Genomic DNA, 22529 nt, shown 5'->3' with positions numbered 1-22529 from the left:
GCTTGTGTGGGAGCCGGGCTTGCCCGCGATGCTGACACCTCGGTACAACAGATGCACCGAGGTGATGCCATCGCAGGCAAGCCAGTTCCCACACAAGCCAGCGCCCACAATTGATATGTGTTTGGGCTCAGGGTTGCTGTTTGCGACCGGCCATGTGCTTCAAATACCCCACCAACAAATCCAACTCATTGTCTGGCAGCACACTGGCCGCGAACGCCGGCATCTTTGCCTGCGGCCAATGCCGCAGGCTCTGCGGGTCGCGGATATACCGCTTGAGGAAGTCGCCGCTGAAATACTCGGTGGGGTTGTAGGGAATGTTCAGGTCCGGCCCCACTTGCGCATCGCCTGCGCCATTGAGGCGGTGGCAAGCCAGGCAGTTTTTCTGGAACAGCGCAAAGCCCTGATTGATCGGGTCATTGGCCGCCAGCTTGGGGGCCGGCAACAGGGCGGGGAAGCGCTCGGCAACCGTCTTCAACTGCTTGATCCCGGAGATCTGGAACGGCCATTGCTCGGGGCTGATACGGCCGGCCTGCGGGTCGGTCCACACCAGGTAAAACGGCCCGGCGCTAGGTTTGCCGTCGGCCAGCGGAGGCCACGGGTGGGCCGGGTCTTCTACCGCCAGCCAGGCGCGGGCGCCGCTTTTGTGCAGCAGCGGCGCGGCAGCGAGTTCGGCGGCGAACCCATCCAGGGCAACGGCTTGCAGATGGTTCTGGGGCTCGAGACCCGGCAGCAACACCGCCAGCGGCACAGCGCGATAGGTCATGTTGCGCTTGTAGGAAACGTCATCCGCGATCTGCACCGTCTGCGCTTCGGGCAGCTTGAGCAGGTCGGCGGTTTGCCAGGTCTTGGTGGTGTGGTCCAGCTCGATGGTCAATTGCGCAGCTGAAACCGGCAAGGCCAGCAGCAAGGCGAAAGCGGCAAGGATGGTTTTCAAGAGAGAGCCCGGTGTGAAGTGGCGGTGGGGCTCACGATACCGGAAATTCGCACGCAAAAAGACAGCCCCTGCAACGGGACCGCTATGCGCAATGTCCCGGCAGGTGCTGCCAAAAGCTGCAGTCCTGGTGCACGGTGTGCACGGAATGTGGGGATCGGTGTGTCACCCAATAACCTTGGTCAGGTTGGGCAAAATCAGAATCAGTGTGGTGGCGAACAGAATAAGTCCCGCCTGACGAACTTTCGTGTGCTTGAACATGGCTGACTGCCTTTTGTTGTTATTCCTGAGCGTCAAATGCGTGCCGGTTTATTTCAGTATCGCGATGTGACGTTGCACTTTTCTTACAGCTGCTCCAGCAAAACCCGGCAGCAGCTCCTTACAGATTCAACCTTAGAGCCCTCGTTCTGCGTGGCTTAGATCCATTTCATATCAGCTAATCAGCAATTGCGCTAAAAACGGAATGAGGCCTATCGCCATCTTGGCGCCAGCCCCTTGGCTAGACAGCTAAAACGATTAATCAAGCAATTGCCGCCGTAGCCTACCGTTCGTCCGAGCGTGGGGGTCAAAAGCAATGAGCGCATCCGTCATTGAAACCGTGTCAATCGGGCCTAAGGTAGGGGCACACATGCACAGCGGTTAGAGGACGTCATGACCCAAGCTTTGATCTTTGATGCGATACGCACGCCCCGTGGCAAAGGCAAGGCGGACGGTGCCCTGCACAGCGTCAAGCCGGTGAACCTGGTGGCCGGCCTGCTCACCGCGCTGGCGCAACGCAGCGACCTCGACACGCGCCAGGTGGATGACATTGTGCTGGGCTGCGTCACCCCGGTGGGCGACCAGGGCGCCGACATCGCCAAGACCGCCGCCCTGGTGGCGGACTGGGACATCAGCGTCGCCGGGGTGCAAATCAACCGCTTCTGCGCCTCTGGGCTGGAAGCGGTCAACCTGGGCGCCATGAAGGTGCGCTCCGGCTTTGAAGACCTGGTGGTGGTGGGCGGCGTCGAGTCCATGTCCCGCGTGCCCATGGGCAGCGACGGCGGCGCCTGGGTGCTCGACCCGCACACCAATATGCACAGCCACTTCACGCCCCAGGGCATCGGCGCCGACCTGATCGCCACCCTGGAAGGCTTCACGCGCCAGGACGTGGATACCTTTGCCCTACAGTCCCAGCAGAAAGCTGCCAGGGCGCGCGCAGACGGTTCCTTCAACAAGTCGCTGATTGCGGTGCAGGACCAGAACGGCATCGTGCTGCTGGACCATGACGAGTTCATCCGCGGCGACTCCACCCTCGAAGGCCTGGGCAAACTCAAGCCCAGCTTTGAAATGATGGGGCAGATGGGCTTCGACGCCACGGCACTGCGGGTCTACAGCCATGTGGAACGCATCCAGCATGTGCACACGCCGGGCAACAGCTCCGGCATTGTCGATGGCGCCGCGCTGATGCTGATCGGCTCCGAAGCGAAAGGCCGCGAACTGGGCCTGCAACCGCGAGCGCGCATTGTTGCCACGGCCGTCACCAGCACCGACCCGACCATCATGCTCACTGGCCCGGCGCCGGCCACCCGCAAAGCGTTGGCCAAGGCCGGCCTGCGGGTCGAGGACATCGACCTGTTTGAAGTCAACGAAGCCTTCGCCTCGGTGGTGCTCAAGTTCATCAAGGACATGGGCATTGACGCTACGCGAGTCAACGTCAACGGCGGCTCCATTGCCATGGGCCACCCGTTGGGCGCCACCGGCTGCGCGATCCTCGGCACCTTGCTCGACGAGCTGGAAGCCCGCCAGCAGCGCTACGGCCTGGCCACCCTGTGTGTCGGCGGTGGCATGGGCATCGCCACCATCATCGAACGGCTCTGAGCCCAAGGAACCTGTCATGACCCAAGCCATTCGTTACGAAAAAGGCCAGGACCAGATCGTGGTGCTGACCCTCGACATGCCCGGCCAGAGCGCCAACACCATGAACGGCGTTTACCGCGAAGCCATGGCGGCCACGCTTACGCGCCTGGAAGCAGAAAAGGACAGTATTGCCGGGGTGATCATCACCTCGGCCAAGAAGACGTTTTTTGCCGGCGGCGACCTCAATGAATTGATCAAGGTCGACAAGGCTCACGCCAAGGACTTCTATGACGGCGTGCTGGAGCTGAAGGCGCAGTTGCGTCGCCTGGAAACCCTCGGCAAACCGGTGGTGGCCGCGATCAATGGCGCCGCCCTGGGCGGCGGCTGGGAGATATGCCTGGCCTGCCATTACCGGGTCGCGCTGGATGCCACATCCACACAGCTGGGGTTGCCGGAAGTGACCCTGGGCCTGTTGCCGGGCGGCGGTGGGGTGGTGCGCATGGTGCGCCTGCTGGGGTTGGAAAAGGCCTTGCCCTACCTGCTGGAAGGCAAGAAAGTGCGACCGCAACAGGCGTTGCAAGCTGGCTTGATCAATGAATTGGCAGCAGATCGTGATGAGCTGCTGGCCAAGTCCCGGGCCTGGATCCTCGCCAACCCAGAGGCCAAACAGCCGTGGGACAGCAAGGCCTATCAACTGCCGGGCGGCACGCCGTCCAACCCGAAAGTCGCGCAGATGCTGGCCATCGCGCCGTCGATCTTGCGCAGCAAGACCCAGGGCTGCTTCCCCGCACCGGAGAAAATCCTCTGTGCCGCCGTAGAGGGCGCCCAGGTGGATTTCGACACGGCGCACTTGATCGAAACCCGCTACTTCACCGAGCTGGTCACCGGGCAAGTGGCGAAGAATATGATCGGCACCTTCTGGTTCCAGCTCAACGACATCAACGCCGGCCGCTCGCGGCCCCAGGGGGTTGCGCCCTCTGTGACGCGCAAGGTCGGTGTGCTCGGTGCCGGGATGATGGGGGCGGGCATTGCCTATGTCAGCGCCAGTGCCGGCGTCGACGTGGTGCTCAAGGACATCAACCTGGCCGCCGCCGAGAAGGGCAAGGCGCACTCGGCGGCGTTGCTCGACAAGAAGGTCAGCCGTGGGCAAATGACCGCTGAGCAGCGAGAAATCATCCTGTCACGCATTCTTCCCACTGCCGCCGACGCCGACCTAGCCGGTTGCGACCTGATCATCGAAGCGGTGTTTGAAGACCGTGAACTCAAGGCAAAAGTCTCGGCCGCTGCACACAGCGTGGTCGGCGCTGATGCGGTGATCGCCTCCAATACCTCCACGCTGCCGATCAGCGGCTTGGCCAAGGCCGTGCCGGATCAAGCCAAGTTCATCGGCCTGCATTTCTTCAGCCCGGTCGACAAGATGCCGCTGGTGGAAATTATCAAGGGCGCCCAGACCAGCGACGAAACCCTGGCCCGGGGTTTTGATTTCGTCCTGCAAATCAAGAAAACCCCGATCGTGGTCAATGACAGCCGGGGTTTCTTCACCTCAAGGGTGTTCGGCACCTTCACCAACGAAGGCATTGCCATGCTCGGCGAGGGCGTGGCCGCGCCGATGATCGAGACCGAGGCGCGCAAGGCCGGCATGCCGGTGGGGCCGCTGGCCGTCTCGGATGAGGTGTCCCTCAGCCTGATGAGCCACATCAGGCAGCAAACTGCCAAGGATCTGCAGGCGGAAGGCAAGGCAATGCCGGCACACCCGGCCACGGCGGTGATCGACCTGTTGGTCAATGAATACAAGCGCTTAGGCAAGGCGGCGGGTGGCGGGTTTTATGAGTACCCCAATGGCGGGCAGAAGCACCTGTGGCCGGAGCTGAAAAGCCGCTTTGAACGCGCCGACAACCAGATCTCGCCGCAGGATGTGCGCGACCGCTTGCTGTTTATCCAGGCCATCGAAACCGTGCGCTGTGTGGAGGAGGGCGTGTTGATGTCCACGGCCGATGCCAACGTCGGCTCGATCTTCGGCATCGGCTTTGCCGCGTGGAGTGGCGGCGCGTTGCAGTTTATCAACCAGTTTGGGTTGAACGACTTCATCGCCCGTGCGCGTTACCTGGCTGAGCAATACGGAGAGCGGTTCAACCCCCCGGCCTTGCTACTTGAAAAAGCCGCCCAGGGGGAAGCCTTTCGGTGATCAAAATGTGGGAGCGGGCTTGCTCGCGAAGGCGGTGGGTCAGTTAAAGCAGGCAGTGACTGACCCACCGCTTTCGCGAGCAAGCCCGCTCCCACACTGTAGAGAGCGTCCGGTGGGACTTGCCTTGAAGGGGTGTTTCAAGGCAGGCTCTGGGGTGTGCATTATTCCCATCACCGTGTCAGGTATTTTTTATGTCGCTACGCGTCTGTATCCTGGAAACCGATATCCTGCGTCCAGGTTTGATCGATCAGTACCAAGGGTACGGGCAGATGTTCAAGCGCCTGTTTACCAAGCAACCGATTGCCGCTGACTTTGTCGTCTACAACGTGGTGCAGGGCGAATACCCGTCGGACGATGAAGTGTTCGATGCCTACCTGGTGACCGGCAGCAAGGCTGACTCTTTCGGTACCGACCCGTGGATCCAGACCCTCAAGACCTACCTGCTCGAACGCTATGCGCGTGGCGACAAGCTGCTGGGTATCTGCTTCGGCCATCAACTGTTGGCACTGCTGCTGGGCGGCAAGACCGAGCGCGCCAGCAAAGGCTGGGGCATGGGCATCCATGATTACAAACTGAACGCCAAGGCCCCGTGGATGAGCCCGGTGGTGGAAGAACTGACCCTGCTGATCAGCCACCAGGACCAGGTCACTACGCTGCCAGACAACGCCACGGTGATCGCTTCCAGCGATTTCTGCCCGTACGCCGCCTACCACATCGAAGACCAGGTGCTGTGCTTCCAGGGCCACCCGGAATTCATCCATGACTATTCCCGCGAACTGCTGGAAATTCTTCAGACAACCTTGGGTGAGAAGGTCTACACCCACGGCGTCGCCAGCCTGGAACGTGACCACCACGGCGCAACCGTGGCGGAGTGGATGATGCGCTTCGTGGCCCACAAACCCGAAGCCACGGCTTAAACGCGATGGCGGTCGTGCGTCGGCAACGTTTTACAACCACCCCGACCGCTTGAAACTGGCCCACAAGCCCGTACAGCCCACCGCAATAAACCCGAGCACCGCAAAATAGCCGTAGTGCCATTGCAGCTCGGGCATGTTCTGGAAATTCATCCCATAAATCCCCGCCACTGCCGTGGGGAACGCCAGGATCGCCGCCCACGCGGCGAACTTGCGCTGCACCACGCTCTGGCGCGAAGCCTCCAGCAGCACACCGATCTCGATGGTCTGGCTGGCGATGTCACGCAGGGTGGTGAGGTCTTCCATCTGGCGTGTCACGTGGATCTGCACGTCACGGAAGTACGGGCGCATGTTCTTGTCAATGAACGGGAAGCTCAGCTTCTGCAGCTCCTGGCTGATCTCCACCATCGGCGCCACATAACGCTTGAGCCGCAACACGTCGCGGCGCAGGCCGTGGAGGTTCTGGATATCGTTTTCGTTGAGCGAATTGCACAGCACGTTGCGCTCCAGCTCGTCGATCTCGGCGTGGATCGCCTCGCTCACCGGCTGGTAGTTTTCGGTGACGAAATCCAGCAGTGCATACAGCACGAAATCTTCCCCGTGCTCCAGCAGCAGAGGCCGCGCCTCACACCGCTGGCGCACATAGCCGTAGGACGCCGAATGGCCGTTACGCGCGGTGATGATGTAGCCGTTGCCGGCAAAGATATGGGTTTCGATAAACACCAGCTTGCCGTTCTCGCGCACCGGTGAGTAAGTGACGATGAACAGCGCATCGCCGAAGGTTTCCAGCTTCGGCCGGCTGTGTTTTTCCAGGGCGTCTTCGATGGCCAGTTCATGCAGGTTGAACTGGCGTTGCAGGTTGGCCAGCTCCTGGGTGTTGGGTTCTTCCAGGCCGATCCACACAAAGTGGTCGGGTTTGGCGGCCCAGGCCGCGCCTTCGTCCAGGGTGATATCAGTGACTTTCTTACCGGCGCTGTAGACGGCGGCCGCAACAACTCTACCCATGGTGCAGATCGCTTCTTATTAGGAGGACAGGTGTCTGGCAGCTTAGCCCGAAGCGAGTTCAATTGTTACGGCTCGTGTTGCCGGTTTCCGTAGTGAGCGAGCTTGCTCGCGCCGGCCCACTGACCGCCCTCCAATCTCAAGCGACCCGCGCTTCACAACTCCCCCGCGCAACACTCGCATCCATCTGCGCAATGCATTCGGCCATCTGCGCCTGGCACGCCTGCAGCAGAGCGGGAATGTCATCCGACGTCATCCCGGTAGTAGGAATCGGCGGCAAAGAACGTATGAGCACATCACCACTGTTCCAGCGATTGAGCCGCATATGGTTCACATAGTTGCTGACGCACACCTGCACGATGGGCACACCGGCCGCAATCGCCATATGAAACGCACCTTTCTTGAACGGCAGCAGGCCCTTGCCCAGGTTGCGCGTGCCTTCGGCAAACACCCAGATCGAGGTGTCTTCATGCTGCAAGGTGTGGGTGGTGGTGAGCATCGCGCGGCGCGCCTTGTGCGCGTTGCCGCGGTCGATCAACACATTGCCCGCCAGCCAGAACAATTGGCCGAACAGCGGCACCCACTTAAGGCTTTTCTTGGCAATGCACACCGTGCGATGGGGCACCACGGTGCCGAACACAAACAGGTCATAGTTGGACTGATGGTTGGCGATGACGACACACGTGCCCGGCTTGTTACGCAGCGAATCCACATCGGCCTTCACGTTCAGCCCCAGGATCCACATGGCCGGCAACGCGTACAGGCGCGCGCACAGGCGGCTGTTATCCGGGTTGAACGGTCGGCACACGCCCAGCAGCACGCCCAATATGCCCGCCAGCATAAAGTGCAGGCCCATCAACAACATACGTAACAGAAAAAGCATCGACACGGCCCATCGGGACAAAAGGTGGCGCAGTGTACGGATGTGCACTGTATTCGGCAATTGCCCCTACGGACGTAGGAGATAGGCGATGTTTGAGCACATGTTTCAACATATGCCGATATGGCCCGGCTAGAGCGGCTAAGGAAGGATCAGGTTTATTTGTAAGAAAAAGCCCGACGCAGGGTCGGGCTTTTGCTGTGATAGCAGTAGGGGCTTAGCTCAGGATGTGGCCCTGGTCCTGAATGATCGCGTCATCCAGTGCGTCCAACAGCGCTTTGCGCACCTTCAGCTTGGTGTGTTTGTGGGCGTTCATGTTGATCTTCTTCAACTGGCGCGCCGCTTCCAGGGCGGCGGCGTGCAGCTCCTCGGGTGCGACCACCTTGTCGAGGAAGCCGGCGCCCACGGCGCCTTGCGGGTCAAACATCTCGGCATTGATCACCGAGCGCTGGAACGCCGCCTTGCTCAGGCGATCCCGCGCCAGCTCGATCCCGGCGTGGTGCATGGTCATGCCGATCGCCACTTCATTCAGACCAATGCTGAACGGGCCTTCCACACCAATCCGATAATCCGCCGACAACAGCAGGAACGCACCCTTTGCCACCGCATGCCCAGGGCACGCCACGATCACCGGGAACGGGTGCGACAACAAGCGACGTGCCAGCGTCGAGCCGGAGGTCACCAGGCCGATGGCCTCTTTAGGGCCAGCGGTCATCACTTTCAAATCATACCCACCGGACAGAATGCCCGGCGTGCCGGTGATCACCACCACCGCGCGGTCTTTCTCCGCCTGGTCCAGCGCTTCATTAAACGCACTGACCACCGCCGGAGAGATGGCATTCACCTTGCCGTTGCTCAAGGTCAGGGTCGCGATACCGTCTTCGAGGTGGTAAGCAATCAACTCACTCATGACGCGGTTCCTTGTAGGACTTGTTATAGAGACATAGGCGCAGACGTTACCCACCACGCCTGCCCGGGTAAAGCGCCGTGACTGACTACCCAGTCAGACTTTTCCCGCCTGCCTACTGCCAGACAGCCTAGGGCAGGGCCCAACAGCCGCCCCAGACGCGTGCCGCACAAGCCTGAGAATGGCAGAATCACCGCCCCTTGCCGGGCGTACGCTGGCATAACCTGCTAACCGCATGAAAATTCTGAAAAAAACCTTTGCCATCAGAAAGGCTTTCGACTACATTAGCGCGCCTCGACAGACTGAACTGGTTTGACGAGATACGGTGAAGTGTCCGAGTGGCTTAAGGAGCACGCCTGGAAAGTGTGTATACAAGAAATTGTATCGAGAGTTCGAATCTCTCCTTCACCGCCACATTAAGTAAACACAAACCCCCGATTTTCCTAGAGAAGATCGGGGGTTTGTGGTTTCTGGCGTCCAGAAAAACTCCCCCCATATCAACGCCATTCCCCTTCTCCCGCAGTCACCGACTCCCAGAAATCACCCCCACCATATACTCATTCAAATCCCGAAAATCCCTAACCGTCCACGCGAACGGCGCCACCTTCACCCCATTCTCCCGCAGCGTCCTCGGAATCAAGTCCCCATTGGGGCGAAGTATCACCGACGAAACAATAACCCCCGGGTAGTCATTCAGCCGCTGTTTGAACGCAGGCGTCGTCAGGTTTGGTGTCGGCGGGTTGCTCTTGTTGGCCAGTGGCCCTGTGCCTTTGATATCGGTGCCGTGGCACATGGCGCAGCGCTGCAGGTAGATCGTCTTGCCATTCATGGTGTCTGCAAAGGACAGTGACAGTTGGGCCAGTGACATAAGCCCCAGCGAAGCGGCGAACAGTATTTTCATTGTTATAAGGTCTTGTGAATAAGCCGAAGTTGAATCGAGAAAAAGCGCCTCAATGCCGATGCCGATGATGCACATCCGGAAAGTGCGCATGACTGTGCCGCAACGGGCTGTGCACGTGCACATGGCTATGGGGCTGCGCCGGGTCCCACTCGAACGCGTGTTCATGCTGATGATGTTCGTCGTGCACATGCCGATGGCCATGTTCGGTGGCATCGTGTTGGTGTTCATGGGCATGTCGCTCGGTCAGGTGCAGCCACACCCCCACTGCCATCAGGGCTGACGCAATCCAGAACGCCACGGAAACCGACTCGCCCAGCACGATCAAGGCCACCGCAGCGCCGAGGAAAGGGGCGGTGGAGAAGTAGGCGCCGGTGCGCGCGCTGCCGAGCCCGCGCAGGGCCAGTACGAACATGACCAGGCTGATGCCGTACCCCAGAAAGCCCACCAGCAGCAGAGGCAGCAGTTGCGCCGTCGCGGGTGTTTGCGCGCCGAGGTATAGCGCCAGGCCGGTGTTCACCAACCCCGCGATCAGGCCTTTGGCACCGGCAATGAACAGCGCGTCAGACGCCGAGACCTTGCGCGTCAGGTTGTTATCGATGCCCCAGCACAGGCAGGCCAGGGCCACGGCAAACGGGCCGGTCCAGTCACGGCTGTTGCTGCCGCCGTCGGACCAGGACAGCACCACGCCGCCCAATACGATCGCGATCATGCCGAGCACAATGCGGCGGTCGGCGTTTTCCTTGAAGACCAGCCAGGCGATGACGGCGGTGAGTACCGATTCGAGGTTGAGCATCAGCGAGGCGGTGGTGCCTGCGGTGCGAGTGAGGCCGACCATCAGCGCGACGGGCCCGAGGATGCCGCCGAAGGCGATGGCGCCGAGTAGCCAGGGCCATTCGGAGGGCGTCAGCCCGGTGGGTTTCCAGCCGCGATCCCGTAGGAGTCGTATGCCGGTGAGCCCGATGCCGCTGCCCAGGTAGAGCAGGCCGGCCAAGAGTATGGGAGAGAGGCCCAGGCCAAGGCTTTTGGCCAGTGGGGTGCTGGCGCCGAACAGGGCGGCGGCTGCGAGGGCGTAAACGATGCTGAGGTTCATGGGCCATCCTCGAAAGTCTTAGCCCATGATACGTCGCTCGCCGGGGTTAAAACCCAGGCGGCGGCCTATTTATTGCGCGGTTTTCAGTTTGATCACATCACCGGAGATCTTGGTGGTGTAACCGCTGAGTACCCAGGCCCAGAACCAGTTTTCCTGCACTTGGGTGTTGATCAGCGCATCGCCGCCCTTGGCCTTGATGGCGGCGTCTTGAGCGCGCACGAAACGGCTGTTCTGGCCGATCGGGATGATGCCGAACAGCATGATGCCGGTGGCGCTTGCTTCACTGTGGCCCAGAACGGTGTATTGGTTACTGTCGTACTGCGGGGACTTGATGGCGGTGCCGGTGCAGCCAGCGAGGGTAAAAGAGAGAACGGCGGCTGCAGCGACTTTACGGATGTACTTCACGGGTAACTCCATGGGCAAAAAATCGAGATCCAATTCTCGAAAGCGCGCCACTTTAATCGCCACAGTGGCAGATTGAAATCATTGCCCCGAAAGTTTCATCTTCACGCCTTCACGTACACCCAGGCCGTCAGCCCCGACGCCAAGGGCACGGCCACGCGCTTGTAGTCCGACACTTCATAGGCATCGGCTGCCGCCAATTCCTCGGCAGTGATCTGAAACACCGTGCCTTCGACACTGGCGCCTTGCTCGTTGGTGGGTGCCACGATGGGGTGATGGGTCTTGCCGCTGGTGGCCAACACGGCAGGGTCGGTGATTTCTACCCAGCTTTGTGAGTAGCCCAGCATCGCATCCTGCTGCCCGGCCAGTTCGCGCCCGAAGTTGGCGAGCTGGACGGCCTTGTCTTGCAAGGTGCCGTAGGAAAACAGCAGTTCGGGGTAGGCGGTGGAGCGTTCCATTTCTATTCCTTAAGCGAGGAGGTCTTCGTAAAAAGCGCCGTAAGGCTTGCTCGGGTGGGCGATCTGGATTTCCAGGATCCACAGGCCGGCATTGGGGTAGTGCTCGAAATCACCGAGGTCGCCGCCACGGTGGATCGCATGGGGAAAATCGCTGACGCGATGGCCCTTGATGTCCAGGTTCAGGCGCCAACCCATGGCCTGGGCTTGCTCTTCGGCGTAACGGTAGAGTTCCAGGCCAACCACTTGCTGGTTTTTCCAGCGCGATTGCACGCGGTCGAACAGGGTCTTGGCGGCGCTGGCGCAGGCGATCATTTCCGGGTCGGTGCCGGTGGTGAAAGTGGCGCCGGCATCGCCTTCGTGGCCTTGCCATACGGCGCCCATGTCGATGAAGAAGATATCGTTGTCGCCCAGCACCGGGTCGCTTTCGGAGCGCTGGTTGAAAGCCTTGAGGGTATTGGCGCCGAAGCGCACCAGCAGCGGGTGCCAGATGCGCTGCATGTCGAGCTCGGCGAGCACGTGCTTGCCCAGTTCGCGGGCTTCGGACTCAAGCATGCCCGGGCGGATGCGCTGGGCGAGGTGGTCGATGGCTTTCCAGGTCATGGCTTGGGCGAAGCGCATGGAGTCGATACTGTAGGCGGCGCCCACGGCTTCTTTGGAGTGTGCAGTCACCGATGTTTCCTCGCGTTGGGCTGGGCTTTTCGTTATTCCTTTTACTATATAGCGATGTAAGAAAGAGCCCAACTCCTGAACGCTGAAACACACCTGTAGGCGCCGGCTTGCCGACGATTAGGGTAGGTCAGGCAACCTCCTTGTCTGCGGTGCCGCCGCTATCGCCGACAAGCCGGCTCCTACAGGTTGGACGGGCAGCAGAACGTGGGTTGGTTTAGATGTGCAGCCAGGCCAGGCTGCCCAGGACGACGGCCACGCCGGCGGCGGTGTAGGACATCCGCTTCAACCACTCTCGTCTGGTCAGCAACGTAATCGCCGCCAGCGAAATCGCGATCTGGATCGCGGTCATCGCCTGGGCCCAGCGGTGATGCTGGTGCAGGGCCTCTTCGGACTTCTGGTCCCATTCCCTGGACGTGGCCTCCAATTTTTCAGCCTGTTTACGCACGTCTTCCTTCTGGCCCTTGTAACGCTCGATCTCATCCTTGTAGTGCGCTGCATCTACGCCCGGGATGTGGGTGGCCAGTTCTGCCAGGTTCTGCCGGCTGGATTTGGCCTGGTAGTAATTCCACTGGTTGGCGGCTTCGGTCTTGATGATCGCGGCGTTGTTCTTGTCCATCGCCGCTTCGCTTTCGGTGGAGCCGGCCTGGTAGCTGAGCATGGCGCCGAGGGTGGCCATCAGCGCGGTCATAACCGCAATGCGGCTGGCGAAATTGTCCCCTCGGCCGTGGGCATGTTCGGTGGTGTGTTCGATGTGTTTTTCGTGGGGGCTGGGGACTTCGAAGGCTTCGGACATGGGGGCGTCTACGAACGGATTGAGGGAGACTGATTCTTTACCAGTGAAGCTGTCTCAATCCTGTACGTAACGCTGCAAACCCTCCACCAGCGCATCGAACATCACCCGGCAGCGCGGGCTGTTGCGCAGGTCTTCGTGCATGGTCACCCAGGTGTCCAGCTTGATCGAGAACCCCTGCGCCAGCACCCGGCGCAGGCGCGGGTCGCGCTTGGCCAACAGCACCTGGCAGCCGCCGATACCGGCACCGGCGCGGATCAGCGCCAGTTGCGCCAGGTCGCTGTCACTGCTCAAGGCAAAGGCGCTGCGTTCGAAGCCTTTGATCGCCAGGCTGCGGATAAAGGCGTTCTCCTGGTCGAAGCCAATCACCGAGTGATGGGCCAGGTCCTGCATCTGCTGGGGCGTGCCGTGTTGTTCCAGGTAGTCATCGTGGGCATGCAGGCCCACTTCGATCAGGCCCACGCGCTTTGCCAGCAATTGCTCCTGGCTCGGTCGGACCATGCGCACGGCGATGTCGGCTTCCAGTTGCAACAGGTCGCTGAGGCGGTTGGTCAGGGTCAACTCGACCTTGAGGTGCGGGTGTTGTTGACGCAATTGGCTGAGGATCGGCGGCAATACCTCAACGCCGACCACTTCACTGGCCGACACCCGCACCACGCCGCGTACGTCGTCGCCCTGGGCCGAGGCCGCCCGTTCCAGGGCGGCGGCGGTGCGGGCCATGGTCTCGGCGTGGCCGCGCAGGGTGTGTGCCATCGCCGTCGGCAACAAGCCGGTGGGCGAGCGGGTGAACAGCACCACGCCCAGCGCCGACTCCAGCGCAGCAATGTGCCGGCCTACCGTGGGCTGCGTGATGCCGAGCAGCCGTGCGGCCCCCGACAACGATCCTTCCTGGAGCACGCCGAGGAAAGACCGGTAAAGCTCCCATCCAATATTCAGTGCCATGCATAAATGTATAGCGACTGAGCGATCTTCGGCAATTTATCTATAACAGGGTCACGCACACACTGGCGCCAACAACACACAGAGGTGGGAGGCGGTAATGAATAAAGTGCTGGTATTGGGCGCAACAGGCGGGATTGGCGGCGAAGTGGCGCGACAGTTGAACGCGGCAGGCTGGGAAGTGTGTGCGTTGGCCCGGGACGTGGACAAGGCACGCCGCCAGGATGCGACATTCACCTGGCACCAGGGCGATGCGCTGAACCGTGACGAGGTACTGGCCGCCGCCCGAGGGTGCGACGTGATTGTTCACGCGGTGAACCCGCCGGGTTATCGCAACTGGGCGCAACTGGTGCTGCCGATGATCGACAACACCATCGCCGCCGCCATCGCCGAAGGCGTAACTATCGTGCTGCCCGGCACGGTCTACAACTACGGGCCGGATGCGTTTCCTGTGTTGCACGAAGACTCGCCCCAGCACCCGCAAACGCGCAAGGGCGCGATCCGTGTGCAATTGGAACAACGCCTGCAAGAGGCTTCTGGTCATGGCGCTCGCGTCTTGATCCTGCGCGCCGGGGACTTTTTTGGTGGTCGCGCCGCGAACAGCTGGTTTTCCCAGGGCCTGGTCAAGCCCGGCAAGCCGGTGCACACCATCAGCTACCCGGGCGCCCCGGGCCTGCTCCATCAATGGGCGTACCTGCCGGACGTGGCGCGCACGGTAGTCGAATTGCTGGCACGCCGTGCCAGCCTGGCAGCCTTCGCGCGTTTTCAGATGGCCGGGCATACCGACACCGACGGCACGCAGATGACGCGGACCATCCAGCGCGTGGTGTTGCGCAGGACAGGCCAGCAACCCCGCGTAGGCCGTTTCCCCTGGTGGCTGCTGAAACTTGCCGCGCCCTTTGTGGTGACTTTCCGCGAACTGCAGGAGATGCGTTACCTGTGGCGCACCCCGCTGCACATGGACAACACGCGCCTGATCGAGGTGCTCGGCAAAGAGCCGCACACCCCGCTGGAGCAGGCGGTCGAGGCCACGTTGAGCGGCCTCGGCTGCTTGCCTAGGGCCGTCTGATCAGGCGCACATACACCGCGACGTTGATCAGCAACACCACGGCCCCGAGCACCAGCTGAATGTTCGGGGTCAGACCGGCCGGGTAGATCATCGCCAGGATGTAGTGCTCGATAAAGCCGCCGCCATAACCGTCCTGGCCGGCCAGGTGGCGAAACAGGTTTTCCCAGCGGGTGAGTGGGCAGGGCAGGTGGAACACTTCCACGGCCACCCCCCACGCAGCGGCCGGCAGGTGCAGCCACATCACGCGCCGCCATTTGAGGGCCAGCAGGCCGCCAAACAGCACGAACAGGATGAAGCACAGGTGGAACAGCACCAGGCCGTCGGCGGCTAATCGATAGAGCATGTCGGGGTTCGCTGTTGAGGTTGGCCGGGCATCAGGCGTTGAGTGCTTGTTGCAGGTAGTCGATGAACACGCGCAGCTTTTTCGGCGTGTTGCTGCGATTGAAGTAATACAGGTACAGCGCGCTGTGGGTGATCCAGTCACCCAGGACTTCCACCAGCTCACCGGATTGCAAGTAGGGCTCGACGCTGGAGCGTGCCACGTAGGCAAAGCCGAAGCCATCCAGTGCGCCGCGGATCATCAGCTCGATGTCGTTGGTGGCCAGCCGGCCCTTCACTGTCACCCGTAGCGGCTTGCCGTTCTTTTCAAAGTCCCAGCGGTGCAGCAGGCCGGTTTGGGCGCTGCGGTAGTTGACGCATTCATGCTCCAGCAAATCATGGGGATGGGTCGGTACGCTGCGGCCCTGCAAATAGCCAGGAGTGGCGACGATCACAAAGCGCAGCTGCCGGGCCACGGGGATCACCACCATGTCCTCGGCCAGCACGTGGTCGTAGCGGATACCCGCATCAAACCCCTGGGCGACGATGTCCACCAGGGCGTTATCCACGGCCACTTCCAGGTTGATCCCCGGGTGTTTGCGCAAGAACCCTTGCAGCAACGGCTGCAACACCATGCGGCTGGCGGTGGAGGGCACGTTCAGGCGCAAGGTGCCGCTGGCCTCGACGGTGGCGGCGGCGACGCTGTGCAAGCTGGTGTGCAGTTCTTCGAGCAGCGGGGTGATGCGTTCAACCAGTTGCGCACCGGCTTCGGTGAGGCTGACGCTGCGGGTGGTGCGGTTGAGCAGGCGCACGCCCAGCTGTTTTTCCAGGGCACCGACCCGCTGGCTCACGGTGGAAACCGACAGGCTCACGGCATCGGCCGCCTGGGTGAAACTCTTGGCGCGCGCGACCTGCAGGAACAGGCGCAATTGCTGGAAATCCGGCGTGTCCATTGTGTGGTTTTTCCGAAAGGGGCTTTTGGATTATGCATCTTTTTCACAATAACACCCACGCGCATACTTTTTTCACACCCACGAGGAAAGCCCCTTCATGACCCATTCCACCGCAAAACCTGTCTGGTTTATCACCGGTTGTTCCACCGGTTTCGGGCGCCAATTGGCCCTGCACACCCTCAGCCTCGGCTACCCGACGGTGGTCACCGCACGCAACCCGCAACAGGTGCAGGACATCGTCGCCGGTCACGAGCACAACGCGTTGGTAGTGGCACTGGACGTGACCGACCAGGCCCAGGTCGAAGCGGCAGTGCAAGCCGCGCAAGCGCACTTCGGACGCATCGATGTGCTGGTCAACAACGCCGGTATTGGCTACTTCGGCGCGCTGGAAGAAAGTGACCTGGATGAAGTACGCCGCATGTTCGACATCAACTTCTGGGGCCTCAGCGCCATGACCCGTGCGGTGTTGCCCGGCATGCGCGCTCGGCGCTCGGGCACCGTGGTGAACATCTCTTCGGTGGGCGGGATTGCGGCGTTCCCGTCCCTGAGTTTCTACAATGCCACCAAGTTCGCGGTGGAAGGATTGTCTGAAGCACTGGCAGGAGAAGTCGCCCCGCTGGGGATCAAGGTGCTGCTGGTGGAACCGGGCCCCTTCCGCACCGACTGGGCCGGGCGCTCGGCCAATGAGGCCCCGCATGCCATCGACGACTACCGCGAGACGGCGGCGGCACGCGCCGGCCGGGTGCGCAGCTACAGCGGCAAACAACCGGGTGACCCGGTGCGCGCGGCCCTAGCCATTGTCCAGGCGGTGGAGGCTGAGCAGCCCCCCTTGCGCTTGCTGTTGGGCAAGGCCGCGCTGGGGTTCGCACGCACCAAGGTCGAGGCATTGAGCGCTGACTTCGACGCGTGGGCTGAGGTGACTGAGGGGGCGGATTTCCCCGAGTAAGGCCTTGGGAAACAGCACATCGATGGTCACAACGGTTGCTTGCAAGAGAGCCGGGCCGTTATTGTGCTGAATCCTTTTAGTCCTTCCCCCCAAGGATCTGTTGTGATGAACGCACCGCGTACCGCCGGCCCGATCAAGGCCGTGATTTTCGATATGGACGGTTTGTTGCTGGATACAGAAGGCATCTACACCGAAGTCACGCAGATCATCGCCGAACGCTACGGCCGTACCTATGACTGGGGGATCAAGCAGCACATCATCGGGCGTGGCGCCCAGGACCTGGCCGACTACGTGGTCAAGGCCTTGGACCTGCCGATCACCCCGGCTGAGTTCCTGACCATCCGCGAACCGCTGATGAGCGAGCGTTTCCCCAAGGCCCTGGGCATGCCCGGCGCAGAAGCGCTGGTGCGGCATTTGAAAGCCCACAACATTCCGATTGCCGTGGGCACCAGTTCGTCGCGCCATTCGTTCGGCCACAAGACCACCTTGCACCGCGAGTGGTTTGGCCTGTTCGACACCATCGTCACCGCCGATGACCCGGAAGTCGGCGCGGCCAAACCCGCGCCGGACATCTTCCTTACCGCCGCCCGCCGCCTGGGCGTTGCACCCGAGGACTGCCTGGTATTCGAAGATTCACCGTTCGGCGTCACCGCCGCCAAGGCGGCCCACATGACCGCCATCGCCGTGCCGGACGAAGCCATGGCCGACAGCAAGTACCACCACGCTGACCAGATCATCCGCAAACTTGCGGACTTCGACCTGGCGGCCTACGGCTTGCCACCACGGGATTGATTGAACGCAGTCAAAAAATGTGGGAGCGGGCTTGCTCGCGAATACGGGGTGTCAGTCGATAAAAATGTCAACTGACCCACCGTATTCGCGGGCAAGCCCGCTCCCACATTGTGTTGTGCAGTGTTCCTGAAGTCTTAGGCGCTGAAGCCGCCATCAATGGTCAGGCTGGCACCGGTGATGTAGCCGGCCTCCGGGCCTGCCAGGTAGGCAACGAAGCTGGCAATTTCTTCAACATGCCCATACCGACCCACCGCCATCAACCCAATCAGACTCTCGGCAAAATCACTGTCAGCCGGGTTCATGTCCGTGTCCACCGGCCCAGGTTGCACGTTGTTGATGGTAATGCCCCGTGGCCCCAGGTCCCGCGCCAGGCCCTTGGTCAACCCCACCAGTGCCGCCTTGCTCATCGCGTACGGGCCGCCACCGCCAAAGGGCATGCGCTCGGCGTTGGTGCTGCCGATGTTGATCACCCGGCCTCCGTCACCCATGTGCTTGGCCGCTTCCTGAGTAGCAATGAACACGCTACGCACGTTGATTGCCAGGGTCTGGTCGAAGTCTTCCAGTTTGAAGTCTTGCAGTGGCGCGATGGCCAGCACACCCGCGTTGTTCACCAGGATGTCCAGGCGGCCAAAGGCTTCGACGGTTTTGTTGACCGCGTTGCGGATCGCCTCGGCGTCGGCGCTGTCGGCACGAATCGCCAGGGCTTTGCCGCCTTCGCTGATCACGCTGTTCTGCAACTCTTCGGCCTTGGCAGCCGAGCTCACGTAGGTAAAGGCAACCGCTGCACCTTGGGCGGCGAGACGTTTGACGATGGCGGCGCCGATGCCGCGGGAACCGCCTTGAATCAAGGCGACTTTGCCGCTGAGGTTGTGTGTGGTCATGTCGATCTCCTAGCTGTTCAAGGCGGAATGCCTTGTTGATGGCGCCGAGTATCAACCTCACCCCGGTACACCGGTAGACCGCGATTGCTATAGTCTGTGTAAACCAAAAGTTTAGAGTGGGGCGTTATGGAGAGCTTTGGCAGTATCGAATGCTTTGTGCGCAGTGCCGAAGGTGGCAGCTTCGCCGAAGCTGCCCGGCACCTGAGCCTCACCCCGGCAGCGGTGGGCAAGAGTGTCGCCAAGCTTGAGGCGCGCCTGGGTGTGCGGCTGTTCCAGCGTAGTACACGGCGCCTGACCCTGACCGAAGCTGGCAAACTGTTTCTCGAAGAAGTCAGCGGCAGCCTCACCACCATCCAGAATGCCGTGGCCAACCTGGCCAGCGCCGAAGGCCGGCCGGTGGGGACGCTCAAGGTCAGCATGGGCACGGTGTTCGGCAACCGTTACGTGGTGCCGCTGCTGGGGGAGTTCATGAGTCGGTTTCCGGACATCAGCCCGGACTGGCATTTCGATAACCGCCAGGTCGACCTGATCGGCCAGGGCTTCGATGCCGCCATTGGCGGGGGCTTTGAGTTGCCCCAGGGCGTGGTGGCGCGCAAGCTCACCCCGGCGCATCGGGTGTTGGTGGCGGCGCCGAGCTACCTGGCGCAACGCCCGTCGGTCAAGGTGCCGGAAGACCTGGCGCGCTGCGCGGGCATCCTGATCCGTTCACCGCAGACCGGGCGCATCCGCACCTGGCAACTGACCGGCCGCGACCGCGAACAGCGCCCGCTGGCGCTCAAGCCCGGCATGACCATGAGCGACTCCGAAGCCGCCTGCTGCGCCAGCGCCCAGGGTTTAGGCATTGCGCTGGTGAGCATGCCCATGGCGGTGCCGTTCCTCGACAGCGGCGCGGTGGTGCGGGTGCTGCCCGGTTGGTATGTCGACGATGGCAATATTTCCATTTACTACGCCGAACATAAACTGCTGCCCGGCAAGACCCGGGCGTTTGTGGACTTCATCATCGAGCAATTTGCCGAGCTGCGGTTGGGTCAGCGATTCAGCGCGGTTTGATCATGGCCGTAGACCGCGGTGCGGCCATCGCAGGCAAGCCAGCTCCCACGGGGAAATGCGATCCCCTGTGGGAGCCGGGCTTGCCCGCGATGCAGGCGACTCGGTCTACCGCCCAAACCGACCCGGCCAGCCAATGACTTTCTTCGGCCTCGGTGTCGCATAGGTGCGGACCTTCGACGTCGACAACCCCAGCCGCACCAACGATTCGGCAATGGTCACCGCCGCCGTCACCCCGTCCACCACCGGCACGCCGGTGCGCTGGCGGATCTGTTCATCCAGCCCGGCCATGCCGCCGCAACCCAGGCAGATCACCTCGGCCTTGTCCTCGCTGATGGCCAGCTCCGCCTGGCGCACGATGGCTTCCATGGCGGCCAGAGGGTCTTCTTCCAGCTCCAGCACTGCCATGCCGCTGGCCCGTACCGAGGCGCAGCGCTGGTAAAGCCCGGCCAGTTTCAGGCGGTCTTCGATCAGCGGCACGGTACGGTCCAGGGTGGTGACCACCGAGTAGGCGTGTCCCAGGAACATCGCGGTGCTGGCGGCGGCTTCGGTGATGTCCACCACCGGCACGTTCAGCAGCTCCTGCAGGCCTTCGCGGCCGTGCTCGCCATACCCGGCCTGGATCACCGCATCAAACGGCTGGTCGTAGGCCATCACCCGGTCCATCACCGCGATGGCTGCCAGGTAACTTTCAAAATTGCCCTCCACCGATTCCGCGCCGAAGTAGGGGGTAAGCCCGACGATCTCGGTCCCCGGCGCAGCCACGGCCCGCGCTTGCTGGGCGATGGTGTCGGTGATGGATTCGGTGGTGTTGACGTTGACCACGAGGATACGCATGGAAAATCCTTGATTAGTGACTGACGTTATCGACTGCAATGCTCTCGCCGCTGACATCGGCGTAGTACGGCTGGCGCTTGGCGATCAGCAGGTACAACAGCCCTGCAATACCGGCGCCAAACATCCAGGAGAACGGTGCGACGCTGGCAAAGCCCGGCAACAGCGCCAGCAGGATGGCGATCACCGCCGCTGGAATGAAGGCCGCCACCGCACGCAGGTTGACCCCACGGCTGTAGTAATAGGCGCCATGGGGGTCTTCGCTATACAGCTGCAGCACGTTTACCCGGCTTTTACGGATCAGCCAGTAATCGACCATGATCACCCCGTACAACGGCCCCAGCAGTGCGCCCAGGCCGGAGAGGAAATACACGATCACCAGCGGGCTGTTGTAGAGGTTCCACGGCAGGATCAGCACTGCCAGGGTCGCGCTGATCAACCCGGCGCGGCGGAAGTTCAGGTACTTGGGCGCCAGGTTGCTCAGCACAAAGGCGGGGGCGACGAAGTTGGCCATGATGTTCACCGCCACGGTGACGATCAAAAAGGCCAGGCAGCCCAGCACGAGGAAGAAGGTATTGGGGATAGCCGCGATGATTTCGGTCGGGCTTTCGATCACCCGGCCATTGAGCTGGAACTGCCCACCGCACAGCAGCACGGTGATGGCGGCAAACACCAGGATATTCACCGGCAGGCCCCAGAAGTTGCCGACCTGGATGGTCTTGCGGCACGGCGAGGAGCGGGCGAAATCGCAGAAATTGAGGATCAGCGTGCCGTAGATGGTCAGCCACAGCGCGCCACCGGCGAAGATGTTGCGCCACATCTCGCCGCCGCTCAGCGGTTCGCGAACCGACCAGGCAATGTTCCCACCCACCTGGAAGTACATCCAACCGGCCAGTGAAGCCACCGTCACCAGAATCACCGGCCCGGCGAAAGCTTCATAACGGCGCACCATTTCCATGCCGTAGGCCAGAATCGCCAGTTGCACGAACCAGATCGTCACGAAACACGCCCAACCCAAGGTCGACAGGCCTAGGATCGAGTTGTGGTCATAGTCGGCAAACCCGGGGTGAATCGCCGACAGCAGCACGCGGAAAACCACCGAAGCCAGGTAGGTCTGAATACCGAACCAGGCAATCGCGATCACCGCACGAATCAACGCCGGAATTTGCGCGCCGTGAATACCAAAACTGATCCGGCTGATCACCGGAAACGGCACGCCGGTCTTTTGCCCCATATACCCCGACAAGTTCATGAAGAAGTACACCAATGCCGCGCCGATGCCCAAGGACAACAGAATTTGCCAGCCGCCCAGTCCCAGCGCATATAAGCCGATGGCGAAGGAGTAGTTGGCAATGTTGTGCACGTCATTGGTCCACAACGCGAAAATGCTGTAGCGCCCCCAACGCCGGCCTTCCACTTTGGTGGGCGCCAGGTCCTTGTTGTGCAGGCGCGGGCTGAGCACCAGCGGGCCGGGGCTGATGGCCTCGGGGTTCAGGGCGGAGGAGGGCAGATCCAGTGCGAGGTTCGATAGGCTTGTACGCATTCCGGCAAGCTCCAGCGCATCTGCAGACAAGCCGCGGATGGCAAAGTGTATGTATGTTTTGTATTTATTGTATACAAAGCGCATTTCACCTTAAGCCACATGCGTGCCAGTTTTCGATCTATGAAAACATCGGTTAATTTCGTTTTTGTAGGTGTTTTTAATAACTGGCTGAATTAGAAGAAATATAAATTGACCGATTGAACAGGTATTTATTTTTCAACGGGAAGAGGGCGATTCGAGAT

The 22529-nt window shown here is 61.4% G+C and carries 23 protein-coding genes and 1 tRNA gene; 8 read left to right on the top strand and 16 right to left on the bottom strand.

The genetic code is table 11. The features are described 5' to 3' along the window. Positions 1-127: 127 nt before the first annotated feature. A complete protein-coding gene (locus M2394_RS15350) occupies positions 128-934 on the bottom strand; it encodes a cytochrome c (protein WP_259173053.1) in 807 nt (268 codons plus the stop codon). 648 nt (positions 935-1582) lie between these two features. On the opposite strand from M2394_RS15350, the gene M2394_RS15345 reads away from it, so the two are divergent. From M2394_RS15345 to M2394_RS15335, 3 genes are all read left to right on the top strand, one after another. Further along, entirely contained in the window at positions 1583-2788 is a 1206-nt protein-coding gene (locus M2394_RS15345; protein ID WP_178924643.1) for an acetyl-CoA C-acetyltransferase, read from the top strand. 16 nt (positions 2789-2804) lie between these two features. Then, positions 2805-4952, top strand: coding sequence for a 3-hydroxyacyl-CoA dehydrogenase NAD-binding domain-containing protein (locus tag M2394_RS15340; RefSeq protein ID WP_259173052.1), 2148 nt, complete (start codon positions 2805-2807; stop codon positions 4950-4952). A 191-nt stretch (positions 4953-5143) separates the two neighbouring features. After that, a complete protein-coding gene (locus tag M2394_RS15335) occupies positions 5144-5869 on the top strand; it encodes an amidotransferase (RefSeq protein ID WP_178924647.1) in 726 nt (241 codons plus the stop codon). A gap of 30 nt (positions 5870-5899) precedes the next feature. Here M2394_RS15335 and M2394_RS15330 read toward each other — a convergent pair whose 3' ends face one another. The 3 genes from M2394_RS15330 to M2394_RS15320 all read right to left on the bottom strand — a co-directional run bounded on the left by M2394_RS15330 (position 5900) and on the right by M2394_RS15320 (position 8658). Next, complete coding sequence (locus M2394_RS15330; RefSeq protein WP_259173051.1) at positions 5900-6871, bottom strand: magnesium and cobalt transport protein CorA; 972 nt, start codon at positions 6869-6871, stop codon at positions 5900-5902. A 136-nt stretch (positions 6872-7007) separates the two neighbouring features. Beyond that, on the bottom strand, positions 7008-7751 hold the full coding sequence (locus tag M2394_RS15325; protein WP_259173049.1) for a 1-acyl-sn-glycerol-3-phosphate acyltransferase: 744 nt from the start codon (positions 7749-7751) through the stop codon (positions 7008-7010). 214 nt (positions 7752-7965) lie between these two features. After that, a complete protein-coding gene (locus M2394_RS15320) occupies positions 7966-8658 on the bottom strand; it encodes a crotonase/enoyl-CoA hydratase family protein (protein ID WP_259173048.1) in 693 nt (230 codons plus the stop codon). Positions 8659-8979: 321 nt separating this feature from the next. Here M2394_RS15320 and M2394_RS15315 point away from each other — a divergent pair. Further along, a tRNA-Ser gene (locus M2394_RS15315) sits at positions 8980-9069 on the top strand. 109 nt (positions 9070-9178) lie between these two features. On the opposite strand, the gene M2394_RS15310 is transcribed toward M2394_RS15315, so the two are convergent. From M2394_RS15310 to M2394_RS15280, 7 genes are all read right to left on the bottom strand, one after another. Then, positions 9179-9556 (bottom strand): cytochrome c, encoded by a 378-nt coding sequence (locus M2394_RS15310; RefSeq protein WP_259173187.1) that lies wholly within the window; start codon positions 9554-9556, stop codon positions 9179-9181. Between the two features lie 49 nt (positions 9557-9605). Continuing rightward, a complete protein-coding gene (locus M2394_RS15305) occupies positions 9606-10646 on the bottom strand; it encodes an EamA family transporter (RefSeq protein ID WP_259173047.1) in 1041 nt (346 codons plus the stop codon). 69 nt (positions 10647-10715) lie between these two features. Next, entirely contained in the window at positions 10716-11051 is a 336-nt protein-coding gene (locus tag M2394_RS15300; protein WP_178924655.1) for a hypothetical protein, read from the bottom strand. Between the two features lie 101 nt (positions 11052-11152). After that, positions 11153-11506 (bottom strand): gamma-glutamylcyclotransferase family protein, encoded by a 354-nt coding sequence (locus tag M2394_RS15295; RefSeq protein WP_259173046.1) that lies wholly within the window; start codon positions 11504-11506, stop codon positions 11153-11155. Between the two features lie 9 nt (positions 11507-11515). Further along, on the bottom strand, positions 11516-12175 hold the full coding sequence (locus M2394_RS15290) for an aminopeptidase P family protein (protein ID WP_259173045.1): 660 nt from the start codon (positions 12173-12175) through the stop codon (positions 11516-11518). Positions 12176-12389: 214 nt separating this feature from the next. Next, positions 12390-12968 carry a DUF4337 domain-containing protein gene (locus M2394_RS15285; protein WP_178924661.1) on the bottom strand — a complete coding sequence of 193 codons (579 nt, stop codon included), beginning with the start codon at positions 12966-12968 and terminating at the stop codon, positions 12390-12392. A gap of 54 nt (positions 12969-13022) precedes the next feature. Then, a complete protein-coding gene (locus M2394_RS15280) occupies positions 13023-13907 on the bottom strand; it encodes a LysR family transcriptional regulator (RefSeq protein WP_259173042.1) in 885 nt (294 codons plus the stop codon). 97 nt (positions 13908-14004) lie between these two features. Between M2394_RS15280 and M2394_RS15275 the strand changes: the two genes are divergently transcribed. Continuing rightward, positions 14005-14973, top strand: coding sequence for an NAD-dependent epimerase/dehydratase family protein (locus M2394_RS15275; protein ID WP_259173041.1), 969 nt, complete (start codon positions 14005-14007; stop codon positions 14971-14973). Here M2394_RS15275 and M2394_RS15270 read toward each other — a convergent pair. Together M2394_RS15270 and M2394_RS15265 are read right to left on the bottom strand one after the other, a co-directional pair. Further along, entirely contained in the window at positions 14960-15316 is a 357-nt protein-coding gene (locus tag M2394_RS15270) for a DUF2784 domain-containing protein (protein WP_178924668.1), read from the bottom strand. The genes M2394_RS15275 and M2394_RS15270 overlap by 14 nt on opposite strands. Before the next feature lie 31 nt (positions 15317-15347). Further along, the gene (locus M2394_RS15265) at positions 15348-16244 is read right to left on the bottom strand and encodes a LysR family transcriptional regulator (protein WP_178924669.1); all 897 of its coding nucleotides are present in this window, start codon (positions 16242-16244) and stop codon (positions 15348-15350) included. Positions 16245-16341: 97 nt separating this feature from the next. Here M2394_RS15265 and M2394_RS15260 point away from each other — a divergent pair, with 97 nt between their 5' ends. Both M2394_RS15260 and M2394_RS15255 read left to right on the top strand, forming a co-directional pair. Then, positions 16342-17190 carry an oxidoreductase gene (locus M2394_RS15260; RefSeq protein WP_259173040.1) on the top strand — a complete coding sequence of 283 codons (849 nt, stop codon included), beginning with the start codon at positions 16342-16344 and terminating at the stop codon, positions 17188-17190. A gap of 105 nt (positions 17191-17295) precedes the next feature. Continuing rightward, complete coding sequence (locus M2394_RS15255; protein ID WP_178924674.1) at positions 17296-17982, top strand: HAD-IA family hydrolase; 687 nt, start codon at positions 17296-17298, stop codon at positions 17980-17982. 134 nt (positions 17983-18116) lie between these two features. On the opposite strand, the gene M2394_RS15250 is transcribed toward M2394_RS15255, so the two are convergent. After that, entirely contained in the window at positions 18117-18863 is a 747-nt protein-coding gene (locus M2394_RS15250; RefSeq protein WP_178924675.1) for a 3-oxoacyl-ACP reductase family protein, read from the bottom strand. A 126-nt stretch (positions 18864-18989) separates the two neighbouring features. On the opposite strand from M2394_RS15250, the gene M2394_RS15245 reads away from it, so the two are divergent. Further along, positions 18990-19913 carry a LysR family transcriptional regulator gene (locus M2394_RS15245; RefSeq protein ID WP_259173039.1) on the top strand — a complete coding sequence of 308 codons (924 nt, stop codon included), beginning with the start codon at positions 18990-18992 and terminating at the stop codon, positions 19911-19913. 105 nt (positions 19914-20018) lie between these two features. On the opposite strand, the gene M2394_RS15240 is transcribed toward M2394_RS15245, so the two are convergent. Further along, positions 20019-20747: an aspartate/glutamate racemase family protein gene (locus M2394_RS15240; protein ID WP_259173038.1), complete on the bottom strand. Its 729-nt coding sequence runs from the start codon at positions 20745-20747 to the stop codon at positions 20019-20021. A gap of 13 nt (positions 20748-20760) precedes the next feature. Continuing rightward, positions 20761-22287: an NCS1 family nucleobase:cation symporter-1 gene (locus M2394_RS15235; RefSeq protein WP_178924682.1), complete on the bottom strand. Its 1527-nt coding sequence runs from the start codon at positions 22285-22287 to the stop codon at positions 20761-20763. Between the last annotated feature and the right edge of the window lie 242 nt (positions 22288-22529).

Origin of the sequence: Pseudomonas sp. BIGb0164 (assembly GCF_024810135.1) — a bacterium.
Lineage (GTDB): Bacteria > Pseudomonadota > Gammaproteobacteria > Pseudomonadales > Pseudomonadaceae > Aquipseudomonas.
Note: the sequence above shows the minus strand (reverse complement) of the source record. Positions and strands in the feature narration are given on the sequence as shown.

Bases quoted from the DNA above. Each gene is read 5' to 3' on its own strand.
- M2394_RS15345 (WP_178924643.1), top strand. From the start codon at position 1,583: ATGACCCAAGCTTTGATCTTTGATGCGATACGCACGCCCCGTGGCAAA.
- M2394_RS15340 (WP_259173052.1), top strand. From the start codon at position 2,805: ATGACCCAAGCCATTCGTTACGAAAAAGGCCAGGACCAGATCGTGGTG.
- M2394_RS15335 (WP_178924647.1), top strand. From the start codon at position 5,144: ATGTCGCTACGCGTCTGTATCCTGGAAACCGATATCCTGCGTCCAGGT.
- M2394_RS15330 (WP_259173051.1), bottom strand. From the start codon at position 6,871: ATGGGTAGAGTTGTTGCGGCCGCCGTCTACAGCGCCGGTAAGAAAGTC.
- M2394_RS15325 (WP_259173049.1), bottom strand. From the start codon at position 7,751: ATGCTTTTTCTGTTACGTATGTTGTTGATGGGCCTGCACTTTATGCTG.
- M2394_RS15320 (WP_259173048.1), bottom strand. From the start codon at position 8,658: ATGAGTGAGTTGATTGCTTACCACCTCGAAGACGGTATCGCGACCCTG.
- M2394_RS15310 (WP_259173187.1), bottom strand. From the start codon at position 9,556: ATGAAAATACTGTTCGCCGCTTCGCTGGGGCTTATGTCACTGGCCCAA.
- M2394_RS15305 (WP_259173047.1), bottom strand. From the start codon at position 10,646: ATGAACCTCAGCATCGTTTACGCCCTCGCAGCCGCCGCCCTGTTCGGC.
- M2394_RS15295 (WP_259173046.1), bottom strand. From the start codon at position 11,506: ATGGAACGCTCCACCGCCTACCCCGAACTGCTGTTTTCCTACGGCACC.
- M2394_RS15285 (WP_178924661.1), bottom strand. From the start codon at position 12,968: ATGTCCGAAGCCTTCGAAGTCCCCAGCCCCCACGAAAAACACATCGAA.
- M2394_RS15280 (WP_259173042.1), bottom strand. From the start codon at position 13,907: ATGGCACTGAATATTGGATGGGAGCTTTACCGGTCTTTCCTCGGCGTG.
- M2394_RS15275 (WP_259173041.1), top strand. From the start codon at position 14,005: ATGAATAAAGTGCTGGTATTGGGCGCAACAGGCGGGATTGGCGGCGAA.
- M2394_RS15270 (WP_178924668.1), bottom strand. From the start codon at position 15,316: ATGCTCTATCGATTAGCCGCCGACGGCCTGGTGCTGTTCCACCTGTGC.
- M2394_RS15265 (WP_178924669.1), bottom strand. From the start codon at position 16,244: ATGGACACGCCGGATTTCCAGCAATTGCGCCTGTTCCTGCAGGTCGCG.
- M2394_RS15260 (WP_259173040.1), top strand. From the start codon at position 16,342: ATGACCCATTCCACCGCAAAACCTGTCTGGTTTATCACCGGTTGTTCC.
- M2394_RS15255 (WP_178924674.1), top strand. From the start codon at position 17,296: ATGAACGCACCGCGTACCGCCGGCCCGATCAAGGCCGTGATTTTCGAT.
- M2394_RS15250 (WP_178924675.1), bottom strand. From the start codon at position 18,863: ATGACCACACACAACCTCAGCGGCAAAGTCGCCTTGATTCAAGGCGGT.
- M2394_RS15245 (WP_259173039.1), top strand. From the start codon at position 18,990: ATGGAGAGCTTTGGCAGTATCGAATGCTTTGTGCGCAGTGCCGAAGGT.
- M2394_RS15240 (WP_259173038.1), bottom strand. From the start codon at position 20,747: ATGCGTATCCTCGTGGTCAACGTCAACACCACCGAATCCATCACCGAC.
- M2394_RS15235 (WP_178924682.1), bottom strand. From the start codon at position 22,287: ATGCGTACAAGCCTATCGAACCTCGCACTGGATCTGCCCTCCTCCGCC.